General features: G+C 69.7%; 18 protein-coding genes. 8 read left to right on the top strand and 10 right to left on the bottom strand.

Annotation, left to right across the window (positions count from 1 at the left end; genetic code table 11):
* On the bottom strand, positions 1–387 hold a 387-nt coding region (locus tag QH276_RS24685), incomplete at its 3' end, for a sigma factor (protein ID WP_280406916.1).
* A 12-nt stretch (positions 388–399) separates the two neighbouring features.
* Positions 400–819 carry a YciI family protein gene (locus QH276_RS24680; protein ID WP_280401106.1) on the bottom strand — a complete coding sequence of 140 codons (420 nt, stop codon included), beginning with the start codon at positions 817–819 and terminating at the stop codon, positions 400–402.
* 310 nt (positions 820–1,129) lie between these two features.
* On the opposite strand from QH276_RS24680, the gene QH276_RS24675 reads away from it, so the two are divergent.
* From QH276_RS24675 to QH276_RS24665, 3 genes are all read left to right on the top strand, one after another.
* The gene (locus tag QH276_RS24675) at positions 1,130–1,546 is read left to right on the top strand and encodes a DUF7144 family membrane protein (RefSeq protein WP_280401122.1); all 417 of its coding nucleotides are present in this window, start codon (positions 1,130–1,132) and stop codon (positions 1,544–1,546) included.
* A gap of 86 nt (positions 1,547–1,632) precedes the next feature.
* The gene (locus QH276_RS24670; protein WP_280401107.1) at positions 1,633–2,898 is read left to right on the top strand and encodes a cation:proton antiporter; all 1,266 of its coding nucleotides are present in this window, start codon (positions 1,633–1,635) and stop codon (positions 2,896–2,898) included.
* 2 nt (positions 2,899–2,900) lie between these two features.
* Positions 2,901–3,866, top strand: a complete 966-nt coding sequence (locus tag QH276_RS24665; protein WP_280401108.1) for a peptidase — start codon at positions 2,901–2,903, stop codon at positions 3,864–3,866.
* 107 nt (positions 3,867–3,973) lie between these two features.
* Here the strand turns inward: QH276_RS24665 and QH276_RS24660 are convergent, their stop codons facing one another.
* Positions 3,974–4,630, bottom strand: coding sequence for a hypothetical protein (locus QH276_RS24660; RefSeq protein ID WP_280401109.1), 657 nt, complete (start codon positions 4,628–4,630; stop codon positions 3,974–3,976).
* Between the two features lie 148 nt (positions 4,631–4,778).
* On the opposite strand from QH276_RS24660, the gene QH276_RS24655 reads away from it, so the two are divergent.
* Positions 4,779–5,714, top strand: coding sequence for an LLM class flavin-dependent oxidoreductase (locus QH276_RS24655; RefSeq protein WP_280401110.1), 936 nt, complete (start codon positions 4,779–4,781; stop codon positions 5,712–5,714).
* 23 nt (positions 5,715–5,737) lie between these two features.
* Here the strand turns inward: QH276_RS24655 and QH276_RS24650 are convergent, their stop codons facing one another.
* Positions 5,738–6,589 carry an alpha/beta fold hydrolase gene (locus tag QH276_RS24650; RefSeq protein ID WP_280401111.1) on the bottom strand — a complete coding sequence of 284 codons (852 nt, stop codon included), beginning with the start codon at positions 6,587–6,589 and terminating at the stop codon, positions 5,738–5,740.
* Between the two features lie 53 nt (positions 6,590–6,642).
* Between QH276_RS24650 and QH276_RS24645 the strand changes: the two genes are divergently transcribed.
* Entirely contained in the window at positions 6,643–7,272 is a 630-nt protein-coding gene (locus tag QH276_RS24645) for a TetR/AcrR family transcriptional regulator (RefSeq protein ID WP_280401112.1), read from the top strand.
* A gap of 30 nt (positions 7,273–7,302) precedes the next feature.
* Here QH276_RS24645 and QH276_RS24640 read toward each other — a convergent pair whose 3' ends face one another.
* From QH276_RS24640 to aztA, 6 genes are all read right to left on the bottom strand, one after another.
* A complete protein-coding gene (locus QH276_RS24640) occupies positions 7,303–8,079 on the bottom strand; it encodes a crotonase/enoyl-CoA hydratase family protein (protein WP_280406915.1) in 777 nt (258 codons plus the stop codon).
* A gap of 46 nt (positions 8,080–8,125) precedes the next feature.
* Entirely contained in the window at positions 8,126–11,473 is a 3,348-nt protein-coding gene (locus tag QH276_RS24635) for an acetyl-CoA carboxylase family protein (protein ID WP_280401114.1), read from the bottom strand.
* Positions 11,474–11,853: 380 nt separating this feature from the next.
* Positions 11,854–13,140: an acyl-CoA dehydrogenase family protein gene (locus tag QH276_RS24630; RefSeq protein WP_280401115.1), complete on the bottom strand. Its 1,287-nt coding sequence runs from the start codon at positions 13,138–13,140 to the stop codon at positions 11,854–11,856.
* Positions 13,141–13,148: 8 nt separating this feature from the next.
* Positions 13,149–14,150 carry a phosphotransferase family protein gene (locus QH276_RS24625; RefSeq protein WP_280401116.1) on the bottom strand — a complete coding sequence of 334 codons (1,002 nt, stop codon included), beginning with the start codon at positions 14,148–14,150 and terminating at the stop codon, positions 13,149–13,151.
* A complete protein-coding gene (locus QH276_RS24620) occupies positions 14,150–14,446 on the bottom strand; it encodes a DUF6285 domain-containing protein (RefSeq protein ID WP_280401117.1) in 297 nt (98 codons plus the stop codon). Before QH276_RS24620 ends, QH276_RS24625 begins: the two co-directional genes overlap by 1 nt.
* A gap of 177 nt (positions 14,447–14,623) precedes the next feature.
* The gene (gene aztA / locus QH276_RS24615; protein WP_280401118.1) at positions 14,624–15,295 is read right to left on the bottom strand and encodes a zinc ABC transporter ATP-binding protein AztA; all 672 of its coding nucleotides are present in this window, start codon (positions 15,293–15,295) and stop codon (positions 14,624–14,626) included.
* Positions 15,296–15,355: 60 nt separating this feature from the next.
* Between aztA and aztB the strand changes: the two genes are divergently transcribed.
* From aztB to aztD, 3 genes are read left to right on the top strand one after another with little or no spacing between them, the layout of a single operon-like run.
* Entirely contained in the window at positions 15,356–17,599 is a 2,244-nt protein-coding gene (gene aztB, locus QH276_RS24610; RefSeq protein ID WP_280401119.1) for a zinc ABC transporter permease AztB, read from the top strand.
* Positions 17,596–18,513, top strand: a complete 918-nt coding sequence (gene aztC, locus QH276_RS24605) for a zinc ABC transporter substrate-binding protein AztC (RefSeq protein WP_280401120.1) — start codon at positions 17,596–17,598, stop codon at positions 18,511–18,513. The genes aztB and aztC overlap by 4 nt, the downstream gene beginning before the upstream one ends.
* Positions 18,514–18,573: 60 nt before the next feature.
* Complete coding sequence (gene aztD, locus QH276_RS24600; RefSeq protein ID WP_280401121.1) at positions 18,574–19,728, top strand: zinc metallochaperone AztD; 1,155 nt, start codon at positions 18,574–18,576, stop codon at positions 19,726–19,728.
* Positions 19,729–19,903: the final 175 nt, after the last annotated feature.

Raw genomic sequence — 19,903 nt, 5'->3', positions numbered from 1 at the left:
TTTCCCCTGCGGGGCGCCCCCTGGGGGGGGGTGGGGGGGGGGGGCCCGGTGTCCCGGGCCGGCGGGCCGGGGGGGCGCGGGTGGGCGCCCGGCGGCCACCCCCCCCCCCCGGCGCCCGGGGGGGGGGGGGGCGTAGCGGTCGTCGAGGGCGGCGCGCCGGCGGAATCCGTCGATGGCGCGCCGTTTGCCGACGGTGAGCAGCCAGCCGGCCGGGTTCCGCGGCACCCCCTCCCGGGGCCAGGAAACCAGGGCTTCGGCCAGCGCCTCCTGGGCCAGGTCCTCGGCGAGGGTGAAATCACCGGTGTAGCGGGCGAGGGCGACGACGATGCGCGCGGATTCGATCCGCCACACCGCGACGACCGCGTCCCGGCCCTCGTGTCCGCTCATCGTCCGCCGCGCTCAGAGCTGACCGGTGGCCTCACGCCAGGCCTTCTCCTTCTGGATCCAGATATTGTCCTGCGGGAACTCGTCGATGGTGCTCACCCGCCGGATCTCGGTCTTGAACCCCGGGCCGCCCATCGGCATCCGCTTGGCCCATTCCACAGCTTCCTCCTTCGACGCGACGTTGAGGATGTAGAAGCCGCCGAAGAGTTCCTTCGTCTCGCCGTACGGGCCGTCGGTGACCACCGGGTCCGCGGAGGAGTAGTCGACGACCACCCCTTCGGCGGCATCGTCGAGACCTTCCGCGGCGAGCAGGACTCCGGCGCGAATGAGTTCGTCGTTGAACCGGCCGACGGTTTCCAGCATCTGCTCGAAATCGATATCACCCATCTGGGCGTAGGCTTCGTCGGTCGCGCGCATGATCAGCATGTACTTCATGGTCTGGTCTCCCTTGTGTCGTCGGGCCCCGGCCGGGGCCCTTTCACCCATAGGTCGAACGCGGAACCGGCGGATCGACAACCCGCCGGAAAATTCTTCCGAAGTATCGCGACTCGGCACCGAAATCGCTCGGTTCCGGGCGAAGCGCCTGGCCAGTGGCATAATCCGGGACAGAGTGATTCGAAGTGTGGCGTATGAGGGCGTCATCGGCGATCAGTTCTCAGGGTCCGGTGTGGCCCCTCCCGTCCTGAAGGGAGCTCGCATGACCACCGACCCGACCGCACAAACCACGCAGGCCCCGCGCACCGCGATGACCGGAGCACACGCGGCGCCCGAAGAGCGTCCGGTGAAACAGGCGTTCGCCGGCGGCGCCACCATCGCGGCCGCCGCGCTGTTGCTCACCGCCGGATTCATCACCCTGTTCCAAGGCATCTCCGCGGTCGCCGAGGACGAGGTGTTCGTCGCCGGCCCCCAGTACACCTACGAACTGGACCTCTCCAGCTGGGGCTGGGTCCACATCGTGTTCGGTATTCTGCTGATCCTCACCTCGCTCGCGCTGATGACCGGCGCGACGTGGGCGCGGATCACCGCCATCGGCTTGGCGGCCCTGTCGATCGTGGTGAATTTCCTCTGGCTGCCCTACTACCCGCTGTGGTCGATCCTGATCATCGCGCTCGATATCGTCATCATCTGGGCGATCGCCACCTGGGATACCGGGCGCGCCTGAACACCGGGACTCCCGTATGGCAACGGTAGGGTTCGGATACCGTGTCGGCGCCGGGGGCGGCGGCGATCCGATGCGACCATGATCGAATGACGATTCGGGCGGCGTCCGTGGAGACGGATCCGTCGGCGATCGTATCGCTGTTCTGGATCGCTGCCACCGCGGTGGCGGCGCCGTTGCTGTCCCGGCTCCTCCGCGGGGCGATTCCCGATGTGGTGCTGCTCCTGCTCCTGGGCGTGGCCGTGGGCCCGCATGCCCTGGCCCTGGCGGGCACCGCCGGCGGCGTCGACCTGCTCAGCGAACTCGGCCTCGGCATGCTGTTCCTGCTCGCCGGCTACGAACTGGATCCGAGATTGCTCGGCGGCAAACCCGGCCGCACCGCCTGGGTGACCTGGCTGGGCGGACTCGTGCTGGCGCTCGGGCTGGTGTGGCTCGCCGCGCCCGGCGCCGGATTCACCGCTGCGATCGCGGTCGCCATCGCCCTGAGCTCCACCGCCCTCGGCACCCTGCTGCCGATCGTGAAGGAGGACGGCGTGCTGGACCAGCCGCTGGGCCGGGCGGTTCTGGCGCACGGCGCGGTCGGCGAATTGGGCCCGGTCCTGGCGATCTCGATCCTGCTGACCGGGCACAACCTGCCTGCCTCGCTGGTGGTTCTGCTCCTGTTCGCCGCGGCCGCGGGCGTCCTGCTGTGGGTTCCGCAGCGGATCCTGGACCGCCATCCGGGGGCCGAACGCCTGATCGCGACTCTGGCGACCGGCACCACCCAGCTCCCGGTCCGGCTGGTGTTCCTGCTGCTGCTGATCCTGATGACCGTGGCGGAGGTCTTCGAACTCGATGTGGTGCTGGGCGCGTTCGCGGCCGGTCTCATCCTGCGCCGGCTGATCGCCGAGACCCACCCCGGAATCCGGGATTCCCTCGAAACCATCGGGTACGGGGTGCTGATTCCGATCTTCTTCGTCACCTCGGGTATGGGTATCGACCCGGCCGCGGTCGCCGCCGAACCGCTGATGTGGGTGCTGTTCGTGCTCGCGATCGGCTTCGCCCGGGGCTCGACCGTCTGGTTCAGCGAACGTTTCGTCCCGCACGGCGCCAACCTCGAACTTCCGCACGAACGGGTGCAGCTGGCCCTGTACGCCGCGACCGGGTTGCCGATCATCGTGGCGGTCACCCAGGTGGCGGTGCGCGGGGAGCTGATGACCGCGGATATGGCATCCACTCTGGTCGCCGCGGGGGCGACGACGGTGCTCGTGTTCCCGCTCGCGGCCAAGTGGGTGCGCGGCCGGGCCGGCACGCCACCGTCCGGCTCCGGCGCACACCCGAACCAGGCTCGGCACACACCGGAAAATCAGGGGTGAGAATGAAACGCATACTCGTACTCGTCGCCGCCGCGCTGTTCGCCGTGGTGGCCTGCGACGACCGGACCGGCCCCGCCACCGAGACCGGTACCGGGGCAGCCGGCGCACCGGTGAAGCCCGGCCCGCCGCCGGAATTCTGGTCGGCCCCGGCCGGCACCCCCGAACAACAGTCCGCTGTAGCCCAGGCCACCCGTGAGCTCGATGTCTGTGCGCTACTCCCCCGCGGCACCCTCGAAGACCTCGGTCTCGGAGATATCCGGAAGGTGGCGATCGGGCTGGACTCCTGCCGGGCCGTCCTCGGCGGCTCGGCGGGCGAATCCACGCTGACCTGGCATACCACCCTGCTGCCGCCGCTCGCGCCCACGCGCGGCACCAGCAAACAGTTCGGCGATGTGACCGCCCTGCTCGTCCCCGTCCGGGACGGTGATCCGCGCGCCTGCGGCGCCACCGCCCGCTTCCCGGCGGGCGCCGCGTTCTACCTCGGCATCGCGGTACCGGACCGCGATTCCTGTGCCGTGGCCGACGGCCTGCTCCCGGGAATCATCGAACGCTGGCGGCAGTCACCGGGCCAGGGCACCTCCCCGGACACCGTCGACACCGTTCTGCTCGGCGCCGACCCGTGCGCGGTGCGCGCGAAACTCGCCGGCACCGCCGATACCGATCAGCGCCGGCTCACCGAATGCCTGTTCCGGTACCGGGACGAGACGGTCACCGTGTCCTACGCGTACCGCGTTCCCCAGCAGATGCGCGACCGCAGCATCGAGGAGAAATTCGACGGCCGTACCGTGTACCGGTCGACCTCGCTGTACGACCCCAGCATCCCGATCTACCACGCCCAGGTCGGGCCGGAGTTACCGCTGGACAGTACCGAGGGGGTACCGCGTGTTCCGGTTGTCGAGGTCACCTCTGCTACCGACGGTGTCGCCCGGGATGTGATGGCGCAGGCGCTGGCACTCTTCCCGCAGTAGCGCCGAGCTCTGCGGCAGATTCGGCCGGGTGAGACGGCAGTCCCGTTGCACCCGGCCGATCCGATTCGCCTGCAGCGGCTGTGCCGTCACAGGAGAGCTACCGGCAGTCAGGCCGTCCCGCCGTGCAGACCCGGCCCGCCCTGCCAGCCGGGCTTGTCGAACCGTCCGCCGGAGCGGCGATCGCCCCTGGTCACCGGCTCGACCGGTTCGGTGACGTCGGCGCCCCGATGCCGGCCCGCCATATCCGCGTCGGCACCGCGGCGCGCGAAGGCGATATCCCGGGCGCTGCGCACCGACAGCCGCCCCAGCGAGGTCGCGGCGAAGAACAGGATCAGTGCGCCGAGCCCGTAGAAGAACGTCAGCTGCACCAGCGCCTGTTTCCAGTCCGATCCGGCGATGGGGTCACCGATATCCCCGATCCCGAACGGCTTCGCCAGCAGCGGCCCGATCACGAACCAGGCGCCTGCAGCCACGGCCAGCCAGCCCCCGAAACTCGCGACGACCCGGTTGCGGCTCCCCAGCATGAGCAGGCCGCCGATTATCGCGGCGACGCCGGGCAACACCTCCAGCCAGCCACGCGCGGCCGACCACACCCACGGTTCGTCCGGGGTGAACCCGAAATCGAAATACGGCCCGATGAACGGGATGAGCAGACCCCAGATACCGAGCAGCAGCACGGCCAGCCCGCCGACTGCACCGCGGCTGCGCGGAATATGCAGCCGTCCGCCGCGGGCGGGAGAAACATTCTCGTCGACGTCTCGCATGACGCCTCCAATCATCGACAGTAGATGTCCGCCTCGCCTTACCCGTTATGGCAGGACATACGCACCGATATCCCGGCGGCGTGCCATCGGCGACCGGTATCGTCGTTCCAGCGCTGTCCGGGCACCGCTGCTGGCAGAATTCCGGTCCGTGTCACCGCTCGAATTCGGCATCTACGTTCCGCAGCTGGTTCCCGCGTACCCGCCGCTGCTCGAGCTGGCCCGAACGGCCGAGCGCACCGGATTCACCAACTTCTGGCTCTTCGACCATCTGTGGTCGCCGGGACTGCCCGAACATCCCTCCCTCGAAGCATGGACCACGGCGACCGCGTTACTCGCCGGCACCACCACTCTGCGGGTCGGCGCGCTGGTGTTGTGCAACAACTTCCGGCATCCGGTGGTGCTGGGCCGGATGGCGACCTCACTGGACGTGATCTCGGGCGGCCGTCTCGAATTCGGGCTGGGCAGCGGTTCGATCGCCACGGAACATCGGCAGTCCGGGCTGCCGTGGGGCCCGGCGGCGGAACGCGCGGAGCGGCTGGGTGAGGCGCTGGAGATCATCACCTCGATGTTCGCCGGCGAGCGCACCTCGTTCGACGGCGAGCATTATCAGGTCGCCGATATCCCGAATGTGCCCGGTCCGGTGCAGCGGCCCCGGCCACCGATTCATATCGGCGGGGCGGGGCCGAAGTACACATTGCCTTTGGTCGCGCGCTACGCCGACGTCTGGAACATCCCTACCTATGGCTTGTCCGACCACCGCCGGTTGACCGGACTGCTCGACGCCGAATGTGCTCGGATCGGCCGCGATCCGGCCACGATCCGCCGTTCGCACCAGGCGATCCTGGCGATCGCCGAGAACGAACGCGAGCTTCCCGAGGTGCAGGCCCGGGCGCGGCGCCACTACGGCGCGGAAGCGTTCGGGCTAGACGAAGGCTATGTCGGTACGCCGGCGATGCTGGTGGACCGGCTGGCCGAACGCGCCGACCAGGGTATCGACGCGGTGATCTTCATGGTCGGTGCGAAACAGGCGGCCGCGACGATGGAGTTGTTCGCCACCGAGGTCGCGCCGCGGCTGCCCGGCTGAGCGGCCCGGTTTCCGGCGGCGACTCACCTGCTGGTTCCGGTGCGGTCGGTGAGGAGGAATTCCGACATGGCCTTCGCGACGGCCGCCGGCTGGTCGAGCATGGACAGCACGTAGGCGTCGGGTATTTCCACCAGCCGGGCCGCGGGGATCAGTCCGGCCAGCCGCCGGCCGTGCTCGCGCGGCATCACCTTGCCGGCCACCGACCACAGGATCAGCGCATCCCCGCGGAACCGGCGCAATTCCTCGGTGTGTGCGATCAATTCGCGGGCCGGAAACCCCGAGCGGGCGTAGGCGAGCAGATCGCGGCGGATATCCGGGTTCCGCAGACCCGGTTCGGTCCAGCCGCGTACCAGGTCGTCGGGGAGCGGAGAGCGCGCCATCCAGCCGAACAGCAGCGGTGTGCGCCGCAGCCACCGCACGCGCAGTTGCCGTAGTGCCAGGGTGATACCGCCCGGTATCCGGCTCGCGACGGTTGCCATCTTCCCGGGGAGCCCGGGCGGGAAATTGTCGAACGCCTCGCACGGCAGCACCACGAGCCGCCCGACCCGATCGTCGAGGCCGTAGGCGGTGAGGAACAGCGCCCCGCCCCAATCGCTGTGCACGAGGACGACATCGTGCAGATCGAGCGCGGCGAGGAAATCCGCGACCAGCTGGTTGAGCCCCCGCAAACTCAGATCGGTCCCCGGTTCGAGCGGAATCGGGTGGCTGCCCAGCGGCAGGTCGGGCCGGATGTAGCGGAAGCCCGGCGGCAAGCGGCCGATCACCTCGTCCCAGACCGTGTGATTCATCAGCAGACCGTGCAACAACACCACGGGCGGCCCCTCGCCGTCTACCACGTAATGCACCCGACCTGCAGGTATGTCAACTGTCGGCATCGCGGAACCCCTTTCGAGCGATCGCTCTAGAATGATTGCTCTAGTCTGGAGCGGTGACCGAGAAAATGTCAACCACCGGAACCCGCGAGCGGCTGGTGACCGCGACGATCGAACTCCTGCGCACCCGCGGCTACAGCGGTACCAGCGTGAAGCTGATCAGTACGGCCGCGCACGCGCCGATGGGTTCGCTCTATCACCATTTCCCGGGCGGAAAACCCGAACTCGCGGCCACCGCCCTCCGTGAGGCGGGCGTGGCCTACGGTCAGCTGATCCCCCTGCTGCTGGATCCCTACGCCGATCTGCAGGAGGCGATCCCCGCCGCCTTCGCCACCGCCGCCGAGCAGATCGAGCAGACGGGATGGATCAATATGTGCCCGGTCGGCACGGTGGCGGGTGAAATCGCCGACGCCGAACCGGGGCTGCGCGAGGTCACCGCGGAGATCATCACCTCCTGGATCGAGGACGGCACCGCGTACTTCGTGCGCCGCGGCCTACCCGAGGACACCGCCCGCGAACTGATCATCGGCACCCTCACCGCTTTGGAGGGCGCCTTCGTCCTCAGCCGCACCCTGCGCTCCACCGCTCCCCTGCACGCCGCCGGCCGCGCCATGAGCGCACGATTGGCGGAACTCACTGCCGAGAACCGGAAACGCGTCGAGGGCGAGACGACCGCACCGGCATAACGGATCGCGGGCGTGCGCGGGGAGGGTTGATCAGCCCAGGTCGGCGAAAGAGCCGCCGCGGCCCGCGCCGGCGGCGAAACGCTGGGCACCGGAGACGGCGTCGGTGAACGAGATCAGGCCGTGCTCCCATTCGTTGGCCAGGGCCTCCTGTTCGGTCATTCCATCCTGTTCCAGCAGGGAGAGGCGGTCCTGGCGGGCACAGGTCTGCGGGAAGCGGGCTATCTCGGCGGCGAGTTGCTCGGCGGCGGCGCGTTCCCGGCCGGTGGGTACGACACGGTTGGCCAGGCCGATGGACAGGGCTTCGGCGGCATCCACCGGGCGGCCGGTGAGAACCAGGTCCATGGCCCGGCTGGTACCGATCAGGCGCGGTAAGCGGACGGTGCCGCCGTCGATGAGGGGAACGCCCCAGCGGCGGCAGAACACCCCGAACACCGCATCCTCGGCCGCCACCCGCAGATCGCACCAGATCGCCAGCTCCAGGCCGCCGGCGACGGCATGGCCGGCGACCGCGGCGATCACCGGTTTGCTCAGCCGCATCCGGCTGGGACCCATCGGGCCGGGGCCGTCGGCGGCCAGACGGTTGCCGCGATCGGTGCCGACCGATTTCAGGTCGGCTCCGGCACAGAAGGTGCCACCTTCGCCCCACAGCACGGCCACCGACGCGGTGTCGTCGTTGTCGAACTCGGTGAAGGCGTCGAACAGGGCGGCGGCGGTGGGGCCGTCCACCGCGTTGCGGGCGTGGGGGCGCGACAGGATCACGGTGAAAACCGGGCCGTCACGTTCGATTCGTACCGCTGGACTTGTCACAGGATCTCCCACCTCCAGGCCTGATTCGCTCATGCGGAGCGACCGTCTACCAGGTATCAATTCCCACGCTGCGCGCACTGTTGCGCCAGCCGTCGCGTGGCGGGCCGGGCCGGGAGAGCAGGACCGCGGCGAGCACGGCGCGGGTGTCGGCCGGGTCGATCACATCGTCGATCTCCAGGTGCGCGGCCGTATTGACGGCGCTGCCCTGCGCGTAGGCCAGCGCCACCAGTTCGTCGAAGCGGCGGGCGCGTTCGTCCGGGTCGGGAATGGCGGCCAGGACGTCGCGAGACGCGAGGTGCACGGCGCCTTCCACACCCATACCGCCGAATTCGCCGGTGGGCCAGGCGACGATCATATTCGTATTGTGGAATCCGCCCCCCGCCATCGCCAGGGCGCCCAGGCCGTAGCCCTTGCGCAGCACCACGGTGACGAGGGGCACGGTGAGATGGCCGCCGAGGACGAACAGCCGCGGGAAATGCCGGACGGCGGCCTGCTGTTCGGAATCGGGTCCGACCATGAAACCCGGTGTGTCGCACAGAGATACGACGGGCAGGCCGTAGGCGTCGCAGAGTTGCAGGAAGCGGGCGAGTTTATCGGCGCCGGATGCGTCGATCGCACCGCCGAGCAGCGCGGGGTTGTTCGCGATGACACCCACCGGGGCGCCGTCGATCCGGGCGAGCGCGGTGAGCACGGTCGGGGCGAAATCGCGGCGGAGTTCCAGGACGGAACCGCTGTCGAAAAGGGTGTCGAGCACCGCGCGGATGTCGTAGACGCGTTTGCGGTCCTCCGGAACGAGGTGGCGCAGGGCGCGCTGGTCGGGAACCTCCCCGGCGGGCAACCGGCCCTGGAAGTAGGACAGGTAGCGGCGCGCGACCTCGGTGGCTTCGGCCTCGTCGGCGACGACGATATCGACCACACCGTTGTAGCGCTGTATATCGATCGGCCCGACTTCTTCCGGGGCGTACACACCGAGACCGCCGCCCTCGATCATCGCCGGCCCGGCCATGCCGATCGTCGAGTTCTCGGTCGCGATGACCACATCGCAGGTACCGAGCAGGGCGGCGTTACCGGCGAAACACCGGCCGGCGGCGATGCCGATGGTGGGCACGACACCGCTCAGCGCACCCATGGCCGCGAAGGTCGGGTAATGCAGTCCCGCGACCATCGGCGGGTCGCTGTCACCGGGGCGGCCACCACCGCCTTCGGCGAAGAGGATCACCGGATAGCCGCTGCTGCGGGCGAGTTGCAGCAGGCGGTCGGTTTTCTGGTGGCTGAAATAGCCCTGGGTGCCTGCAAGGACGGTGTAGTCGTAGGCGAGCACCGCGCAGGTGCTGCGGTCGGTGGCGAAGCGGTCGCCGTTGATACGGGCCAGGCCGGTGATGATGCCGTCGGCGGGGGTGCGGGCCTCGAGGTCGGCGAGGTCGCGGCGGCCGCGCTGGGCGGCGACAGCGAGGCCGCCGTATTCCACCAGCAGTCCGTCGTCGGTGAGGGCGGCGATGTTCTCGCGGGCGGTCCGCATACCGAGGCGGTGCCGTTTGGCCACCGCTTCGGGGCGGGCTTCGTCGTAGAGCTTGGCGCGGCGTTCGCGCAGAGCGGCGAGGTCAGGGCGGATATGGCCGGGGGCGAGGGTGGTTTCGGTGCCGCCGCCGGTCGCGGCGGAGCCGGCCACCGGGTCCAGTACCGCGACCGTTTCCCCTTCGGCGAGGAAGTCACCGATATCGACGGAGATGTTCGCCACCGTCCCGGCGCGACCGGCGGTCACCGGGTGATGCATTTTCATCGCTTCGACCACGGCGATCGTGGTGCCGGCCGCAACCACGGTGCCGGGTTCGGCCTCGACGGCCACGACGACGCCCGCGGTGGGGGCGCGGACCGCGCGATCGTCGCCGGCGCCCGGAACCGCCGGGGCACCTCGTGCGGCGGGGTTCGCGCCGCGGTGGCCGCTGGGCCCGGCCGGGGTCTTCGGCCCGGCACCGCGCCGGGCGTGCGCGGATACCTGCTGTTCCAGCTCCCGTGCGCGCGCGGCCAATTGGACGAGATGGCGATCGACCCACGTCGTATCGGCGGCACGGGCGGCGAAGACCGGATCCGCCAGGATCGCCCGCTGGACGGCGAGATTCGTGGGTACTCCGGTGATCACCGTTTCGCGCAGGGCCCGCCCGGCGAGCCGGTGCGCGGCCGCGAATCCGTCGTGGTCGTGCACCACGATCTTGGCGAGCAGCGTATCGAATCGCGGATTCACCGGCGCTCCGGTGCGGCCGGCCGTATCGACCCGGATCCCGGCGCCGGTGGGCAGGTCGAATCCGCTGATGGTTCCCGCGGCGGGAGCGAGGGTGCCGTCGAGCCGCACGGTTTCGGCGTTCACCCGGATCTGGATCGCGCATCCGGCCGGTTCGGCGATCGTCGCCTGCTCGAGGCCGAGCTCGGCGAGGGTCGCGCCGGCGGCGAGCCGGAGCTGAGTGTGCACGATATCGACGCCGGTGACCTGTTCGGTGACGGTGTGCTCCACCTGCAGTCGCGGATTGACCTCGAGGAAATAGAACGTCCCGTCCGGCAGCGCGAGGAATTCGGCCGTCGCGACGCCGTGTAACCGCACGGCGCGGCCCAGCCGCACCGCCGCCGCGAGCATTCGCTCCCGGGCGGCGCCGGTGAGTACCGCGCTCGGCGCGATCTCGACGAGTTTCTGGTGTCTGCGCTGCAGGGTGCAATCGCGATCCCAGAGGTGTACGACCGCGCCGGTACCGTCGCCCACCAGCTGAACTTCCACGTGCCGGGCGCCGGTGAGCAGCCGTTCGACGTACAGATCACCCACGCCGAAGGCGCTCACCGCCTCGGCCCGGCACTGCTCGTAAGCCTCCGGTAACTGTTCGGCCGAACGCACCACCCGGGTGCCGCGGCCACCGCCCCCGGCCACCGCCTTCAGCATGACCGGGCTGTCCTGCGCCGTCAGGAAGTCGAGTATCTGCTCGGGCGAGGTCGGTCCGGTGGTGCCGGGCAGGACCGGGACGTCGTGATCGACGGCCAGTTGCCGGGCCCGTCCCTTGTCGCCGAACAGTTCCAGGGTTTCCGCCGCCGAACCGACAAAGGTGATATCCGCCTTCCCGCAGGCACGCGCGAATCCCGCGTTCTCGGAGAGGAATCCGTAGCCGGGATGGATCGCGGTGGCTCCCGATTCGCCGGCCGCCGCCAGGATCGCGGCGATATCGAGATAGGCGGCCGGGCCCGAGCCGGGCAACACCACGAGGTCGTCGCAGCGGTCCGCATGCAGCGCGCCGTCGTCGTCCTGGGAACGCACCCCGACCGTCGCGACCCCCATCGACTGCGCGGCACGGAATACCCGCAGGGCGATCTCGCCGCGATTGGCGACCAGCAGCCGGCCCGGCTCTGCGCTCATCGATCCTCCTACTCCTGCCCGCGTGGGCCGCATCCGACGCTACCCGGCGCCGCCGGGCTCGCTCACAGGTGCCGAACACCACCGCTGTCCTGGCCGGCCATGGAAACATTGCAGCGATATCCCCGGGCGATGGGATCGGCGGCTTCCTATTTCGCCCGGCGCGGTCCCGGCGCGCAACGCAACCGAGCACAGAACTCGCCACAGGCGACCGGAGTCTCGACCCCGGGCCGCCTGAGCCGGCCGCTCGAGCAGCGTCTACGGGACCGGGACCGCAAATCCACCAGGCGCAAGCCCGCCGACCATGCGGCCGCGCGGCTGTGCCGGCCCAGCGTCTCTCCTCGCTCCCACCGTGGCCATACCCGGGACAGCACGGACGATTGCTATTTCTGCCCGGATGCGCCGGTCCCCACGCCCTTGACCACGGCCCGGTCCATGAAGCCGAACAGGTAGCCGGCTACCCGGCGCATCTGGATCTCTTCCGCGCCCTCGGTGATCCGGTACCGGCGGTGGTGGCGGTAGATGTGCTCGAAGGGGGTGTAGCGGGAGTAGCCGAGTCCGCCGTGCACCTGCATGGCCCGGTCGGCGGCTTCGCAGCAGAGCCGGTTGGCCCAGTAGTTGCACATCGACACCTGCTCGGACACCGCGAACGTGCCGTATTTGTCCATCGACCAGGCGGTCTTGTGTATCAGGGCGCGCAGCATCTCGCACTGGGTGTGCAGTTCGACGAGCTGGAACTGGATGGCCTGGTTCGACGACAGCGGTTTGCCGAACGGTTTACGTTCGTTGGCGTACGCGACCGCGCGGTCCACGCAGTACTGTGCGGCACCGAGGCTGGAGGCCGCCTGGCGGATGCGGTTCTCGTTGAAGAAATGCTGGACCACCCCGAGTCCGCGACCCTCCTGACCGAAGACCGCCGAATCGGGGACCCGCACGTCGGTCAGCGAGACCCGGGCATGGTCGGTGGGCATATTGAAGGTCCACAGGTATTCCTCGACCTTGAACCCGGCGGCATCGGTGGGGACCAGGAACGCGGTGATACCCCGGCCCTCGCCCGCCTTTCCGGAGGTACGGGCGAAGATCAGGTCGGCATCGGCGATATGGACGCCGGTGTTCCAGGTCTTGGTGCCGTTGATCACCCAGTCGTCCCCGTCGCGGACGGCGGTGGTTTCCATATGCGTCGCGTCGGAGCCGTGTTCGGGCTCGGTGATACCGAAGGCGAAGAACCTGGTGCCGGCGGCGAGGCCGTCCACCCACTGCTCCTTCTGCGCGGGGGAACCGTATTCCAGCATCAGCAGCAGGCCGACGTTGTTGGCGACGATGGCGTGTTCGTTCTGCAGGTCGCAGTGCAGGCCCAGCCCGCGGCGGGCCAGATGTTCGCGGATCACGGCCATGCCGAGGTTGGTGCCGTCGCGGCCACCGAATTCCTTCGGGAAGGCGTACCGGTAGTGGCCGGCGGCGTCGGCGCGGCGGCGGGATTCGGCCAGCAGTTCTTCCCAGTCCGCGCTGGGCAGGCCGCCGCGCTCCCAATCGGTGCGGGCGTCTTCGCGGCGATGATCGAAGAACCGGATATTGTCGTCGGTTCGTTCGAGCGGTTCGATTTCGCGTTCGATGAATTCGTCGAGTTCGGTGAGGTAGGCGCGCAGCTCGGCGGGCAACTCGAAATCCACGGTGACTCCTATGCTTTCGCGGTGGGGCGGATCTGCATGAGCAGATCCCATTCGATTTCCGATACCCGGCGCCCGCTGGCGGCCATGACGATATCGCGGACGGTGCCGTCCAGATGCGCGGCCGCCTGCTGGGCCAGGCCGGCACCCCAGTACAGGGTGCCCATCACCTTCCACCAGCGGTAACGGTCCAGGTCGAAGGTGCCGCCCGCCTCCTCGTAGCCGCGTACGAAGGTGTCGCGGCCGGCGAACCCGCCGAATTCCTTCGCGTCCTCCCGGAAACGCCACATGCGCAGGGCGGGCCAGGCGACGTCGCGCATGGGATCACCGAAACGCTGGGTGCCCTCCCAGTCCAGCACGGCCCGCAAACCCTCCGCGCTCACGATGAGGTTGCCGTTGCGCATATCGGTGTGCACGAGCGCGGGTCGCGGCGGCGGGCCGGGTAGCCGCTTCTCCAGCCAGCGCAAGGCGAGGGCGAACACGGGCCGGTCGGGCAGCAGCTCACCCACCACCGCCGCGACCTCGGCCAGGTGTTCGGCGGCGGGGTCGGCACCGGCCGCCGGAACCGCCTCCGGTGCCTGCGCCGGGTCGACGGCGTGCAGCCGGGCCATGGCCGCACCCCACTGGTGGGCCGTCTGCTCCGCGTTCCCCGCGGCGGCAAGCGTGCGCAGCACCCGGCGCGGCACGGTTTCGCCGTCGATATGTTCGGAGATCAGGAAGGGTTCCCCGACGTAGGAGGTGTCGGTACAGATCGCGACGACCGCGGGGACGGGAACCCCGTGGGCGCGCGCCAATTCCCGGACGCCGGCTTCGGCGTCGACGGGCATGAGTTCGACGGCCGGCGGAACCACGGTCGCGACCAGGCGGCGCGGAGTATCACCGGCCGTCGCGGTGAAGGCGATATTGCGGCGCCGGGCGCCGGCCGAGAGGAACTGGAAATCCGAGATGGTGACCTGATCACCGAGTTCACCGGTCAGGAAATCGGCGAGGCCGAGGGCCGGATCGGTACTCATCACTCGCCTTCCCAGCTGTCGTAGCCCGGTTTGGCGATGGCGAGATCGGCCCGCACCACTTCGGTCAGTGCCCGCCAGAGAGCTTCGTCGTCACCGGCCGGAACCGCCTCGAGCAGTTCCTTCTCCCGCGCGGCCGCCGCGGGGCCGAGCTCGGCCTCGCGGCCCAGGATGCGGGCCAGATTCGCCCCGACCCGCGCGCGATGCTGCAGATCGGCGGGCAGTGCCGGCAGCAGTGTCTCCTCCAGCAGTTCGGCGAGTGATTCCAGCAGCTCCGCTGCCGAGGGTCTGTTCTGCACTACGGCTCCCATCGATGGATTCCGGCGGGGCATGACACGGCGGCAGGCTCGCTGGAGTCCACGATCCGACCTCCTTGTCGTCGCTTACGGGCGCGGGTGAGACAAACAGTAGAGGATCTTCTCACCGTCGCACCAGGGTTGCCGCCGACGGCAGACGTCCCGGCCCGGGCCGGGGGTTCACGCCACCGGCGCGAGCACGGTTTCGGGGTCACCGGCGCCCACGACCCGGCCACCGCGCAACAGCACGCAGTGGTCGGCGTGGCGTACGTCGGCGAGGTCGTGGGTGGCGTGCACGACCGTGACCCCCGATGCCGCGGCCTCCCGGACGGCGGCACCGATGGCTTCCTGGGCGGACGCATCCAGTCCCGTGCTCGGTTCGTCCAGGAGCAGCAGGTCCGATTGCTGCGCGAGCGCGCGGGCCAGCAGCACCCGCTGGCGCTGCCCACCGGACAGTGTGTCGAGGCGGCGGGCGGCGAGATCGGCGATATCCATGCGCGCCAGGCATTCCGCGACCACGGCCCGGTCGGCACGGGTGAGGCGGCGCCAGAAACCACGATGCGCCCAGCGGCCCATGGCGACGGTTTCGGAGACGGTGATCGGCAGGGTCGGTGGAATCTCCTGCTGTTGGACGACCAGGGCCGGGCGGCGGCCGCCGGGGCGGTGAACCGAACCGGACGCCGGTTTCAGGATGCCCGCCAGTACCGCGAGCAGCGTGGACTTCCCGGACCCGTTGGGACCCATCAGCGCGGTCACCCGGCCGCCCGGAAGTGTCGCCGTGACCTCACGTAATACCGGGTTGTCCCGGTATCCGGCCGACAGTCCGGTGATTTCGATATCCGCCGAGCGCATCCTGTGACTCCCGCAAACCAACTTGTAATGACAATCGTTACCAGTTTACAGTCGTCAATCATGGATTGGCTGCTCACCCCGTTCGAGGTCTCATTCGTACAACGAGCACTCTGGGGCGGACTGCTGGTCTCCTGCCTGTGCGCGCTCGCCGGAACCTGGGTCGTCGTGCGCGGGATGGCCTTCCTCGGCGAGGCCATGGCGCACGGGATGCTGCCCGGTGTGGCGGTGGCCGCACTACTCGGCGGCAACTTGCTGATCGGTGCGCTGGTGAGCGCTTCGGCCATGGCGGCGGGGGTCTCGGTGCTCAGCCGAAACCGCCGGTTGTCGACCGATACCGGAATCGGGCTGCTGTTCGTCGGCATGCTGGCGACGGCGGTGATCCTGATATCGAGATCGCAATCGTTCGCGGTGGACCTCACCGGTTTCCTGTTCGGCGATGTGCTCGCCACCCGGCCGGGTGATCTGCTGTTCCTGCTGGCGGCGCTGCTGGTCGCGCTGGCTATCACGGTGGCGGGGCACCGCGCCTTCGTCGCACTGAGTTTCGATCCGCGGACCGCCCATACGCTGGGTTTGCGTCCCCGCGTGGCGCAGATCGCCCTGCTGGCGCTGCTCACGCTGGCGATCGCCGCGTCGTTCCATATCGTGGGCACCCTGCTGGTGCTGGGTCTGCTTGTGGCGCCCCCGGCGGCGGCGACCTACTTCACCCATCGGATACCCCGCATCATGCTGCTGGCAGCGGGTTTCGGCGCACTGTCGACCGTGCTGGGGCTGCTCGTCTCCTGGTATGCGCGGACCGCCGCCGGAGCGACCATCGCGGCGATCGCGGTGGTGATCTTCTTCGTCTCCGCGCTGGCGGCGCGGGTCCGCGGCGTTGTGCGGGCACGCACCGGAAGCGCAGGTCCTGCCGGAGGTCCGGATGAGCCCGGCCCGGATGGCGGCGGCTCCGATCCGGGAGCTTCCGAAGCCACTGGGGCGGGCCACTCCTCGGAGCAAGGGCCGGGCAAGGTTATCGCCGGCCAGGCTGCGGTCGAGGCGAATCGCCCTTCCCGGGAACTCGATACAAGCGGCGCCCGGTCCGAAGACGCGGCGATGGGCGACACCGGTGCCGGCGGGGGCCGGAAGTCGCGCGGCACGGTGCGTCCGTCGGCAACGAGAACGGTAACGGGGGTGATGCTGGCGGGGTTGCTGGTGGTGCCGGTCGCCGCGTGCGGAAGCACGGAACCGGCCGCCGAAACGGCGCCCCACGGGTATGTCGAGGGCGCCGAGGAGAGCGCGAGCGCGCAGCCGCGCCTGGTGGTCGCCGATCGGGATTCGGGCGATGTCCGGCTGCTCGATCTGGTGACCGAGGAGGTCACGGAGCTGGATCCGGTCCCCGGCGTCACCCGGATCGCCGGGGACGGGCGCTATGCCTACCTCGCCGCGGGCGACGCGACCACCGTGGTGGACAGCGGTAGCTGGGTGGTCGACCACGGCGACCATGTGCACTACTACCGGGCGCAACCGCGCCGGGTCGGTGTCGTGGCGGGCGGCGTCCGATCCGCGTACAGCGATCCCGTGGTGGCCGCCGCGGCACTCGATTCCGGGAGCACCGTCACCGCCGACCGCGCGGCTCTCGATGACGGGGAGCTGCGCACCGGCCCGGTGGTGGACGGAATCGCGGTCCCCTACGGCGGGCACCTCCTGGTGGCCGCACCCGGGGCCGCCCGGATCGAAATTCGCAGCCGGACGGGCGAACCGGTCGAAACCTTGGCACCGGAATGCCGTGGCCCGGGCGGATACACGGTGACCCGGCGCGGTGCGGTGTTCTCCTGCGCCGACGGCGCACTGCTGGTGACCGAACGCGACGACCGGTTCACGGCCGAGAAGCTGCCGTATCCGGCGGGGACGACCGGCAGCGTAACCGATTTCTTCCACCGTCCTGGCAGCGATGTGCTGGTGGCCGTCCGGGATTCCCGCGTTCTGGTCCTCGATATCGCCCGGCGTACCTGGCGGCCGATCGAGACAGGGCCGGTGACCGCCGCGACCACGGCCGGTGCGGATACCGCGATCCTGGCCCTCACCCCGGACGGTGTCCTACACGCCTACGACCCGGACACCGGTGCCGAAACCGCCCGCAATCACGTACTCCCCGCACCCGTGGACCCCGCTGCGGCACCGGTTCTCCTCGTCGACTCCGAGCGTGCCTACCTCAACGACCCGGCCCGCCGCGAGGTCCACGAGATCGATTACGCCGACGATCTGCGGGTGGCCCGCACGTTTCCCTTCGATATCGACCCCGACCTGATGGTGGAGACCGGACGATGACCACGATCACCCGTATCTGCGCGGCGCTCGTCGCCGGCGTACTCGCGCTGAGCGGCTGCGGTATCACCGATTCCGGGGGCGGCGGGGTCGTGGTGACCACCGATATCCTCGGCGATATCACTCGCGCCGTGGTCGGTGATACGGCACCGGTGACGGTGCTGATGCCGCCGGGCTCCGATCCGCATTCCTTCGCCCTGTCGGCGCAGGAAGCCGCGGTGCTGGACCACGCCGATCTCGTCGTCGAGAACGGCCTCGGTCTGGAGGAGGGGCTGGCCCGGCATGTGACGGCAGCCGCCGAGGCCGGGGTGCCGAAACTGTCGGTAGGTGACCGGATCGACCCACTCCCCTATCGGGCCGGCGATGCCGCCGGCGCACCCGACCCGCATTTCTGGACCGATCCGCAGCGGGTGCACCGGGCGGTCGAGGTGATCCGCGACGAGGTCATCGCCTCGGTTCCCGATATCGATGCCGCCGCCGTCCGCGCGAACGCCGGCCGCTATCTCACCGAACTCGACGCACTGCGTCGCTGGATGACCGACCGGTTCGGCACCGTGCCACCCGAGCGGCGCAAACTGGTCACCAACCATCACGTATTCGGTTACCTCGCAGAACGTTTCGGTTTCGAGGTGGTGGGCGCCGTGATCCCCGGCGGTACCACGCTGGCCTCCCCGAGCGCCGCCGACCTCGCCGACCTGGCCGCCGCCATCCGGGCCACGGGTGTCCCCGCGATCTTCGTGGATTCCGCCCGGCCGGATCGGCTCGCGCAGGCCCTCGCCGAACAAGCCGGCGTCCAGGTGCGGATCGTCGGCCTGTTTTCCGAATCGCTCACCGCGCCCGGCGCCGGTGCGGCCACCTACCTGGAGATGATGCGCGCCAACACCACCGCGATGGTGACCGGCCTCGCCCCCGCTTGACCCCGCAATACCCGCGGTGGACAGCCGCCGCGGGCAGCACGAAGAAGATGAGGGAACACTATGCACATTCGGTCTGGAACGAAACGGGCCGTCGCGTTGTCCGGTCTGCTCACCGCGGTGGTCGTGGTGAGCGGCTGCGGTACCGGCGATTCCGGTGAACAGACGTCGATCGCCGACCCGTTGGCCGTCACCTACGACGGCGGTATCCATCTGCTGGACGGCACCACCCTCGAACGGGGCGGCGGGGTGGAACTCAGCGGATTCAACCGGGTCAATCCCGCCGGTGACGACCGGCATGTCATCGTCTCCACCGCCGACGGTTTCGAAGTCCTGGACGCGGCCGGGGCACGGTTCACCGGGATCGAATTCCCCGGCCCGAAACCGGGGCACGTCGTCCGGCATGCCGGTCGCACGGTGTTGTTCTCCGACGGCACCGGCACCGTGATCTCCTTCGATCCCGCCGACCTCGCTGCCGGGAAACCGGAGACCAGCGAATACCAGGCCGCCACCCCGCATCACGGTGTGGCGGTGGAACTGGAGAGCGGTGAACTCGCGGTCACCCTCGGTACGGAGGAGGAACGGACCGGGCTGGCGATCCTGGACGCCGGGCGCAAGGAGACCGCCCGCAACGAGAAATGCCCCGGTGTTCACGGTGAGGCGACCGCGGCCGGCGACACCCTGGTCGTCGGCTGCGAGAACGGCGTCCTGGTCTACCGCGACGGCAAACTGACCAAGATCAGCAGCCCGGATCCCTACGGCCGGATCGGCAACCAGGCCGGCAGCGAGGTGTCGCCGATCGTGCTCGGTGACTACAAAACCGACGAGCACGCGGAACTGGAACGCCCCGAACGGATTTCGCTGATCGACACCGAGAAGGGCACGCTGCGGCTGGTCGACCTGGGCACCAGCTACACCTTCCGTTCGCTGGCCCGCGGCCCGCGGGGCGAAGCGCTGGTTCTCGGCACCGACGGCGCCATCCATGTGATCGACCCGGTCGCCGGCACCGTGACCCGGACCATCGACGTCCTGGACCCGTGGCAGGAGCCCATCGACTGGCAGCAGCCGCGGCCGGCGCTGTTCGTCCGCGACTCCGTCGCCTACGTCTCCGACCCGGCCACCAAACAGATCCACCGGATCGACCTGGCCGCCGGCGCGGTCACCGGATCGGTGACCCTGCCCGATGTCCCGAACGAACTCAGTGGCGTGAGCTCCTGACCGTCGCCGCGGCCCGATAGGAGCCGTTCCCGCGGTGCGGACCCGGCCGTCCGGGCCCGCCCCGCGCCGTGAGCCGGACCTACCCGAGCCACACGCGGTACACCTGCCCGCGCGCCGCGCCGGCCCGACGCTGGTGGCGACGCGACGAACGACCGGGGAGCGGATGTCCGAGACC

Origin of the sequence: Nocardia carnea (assembly GCF_029869215.1) — a bacterium.
Lineage (GTDB): Bacteria > Actinomycetota > Actinomycetes > Mycobacteriales > Mycobacteriaceae > Nocardia > Nocardia carnea_B.
Note: the sequence above shows the minus strand (reverse complement) of the source record. Positions and strands in the feature narration are given on the sequence as shown.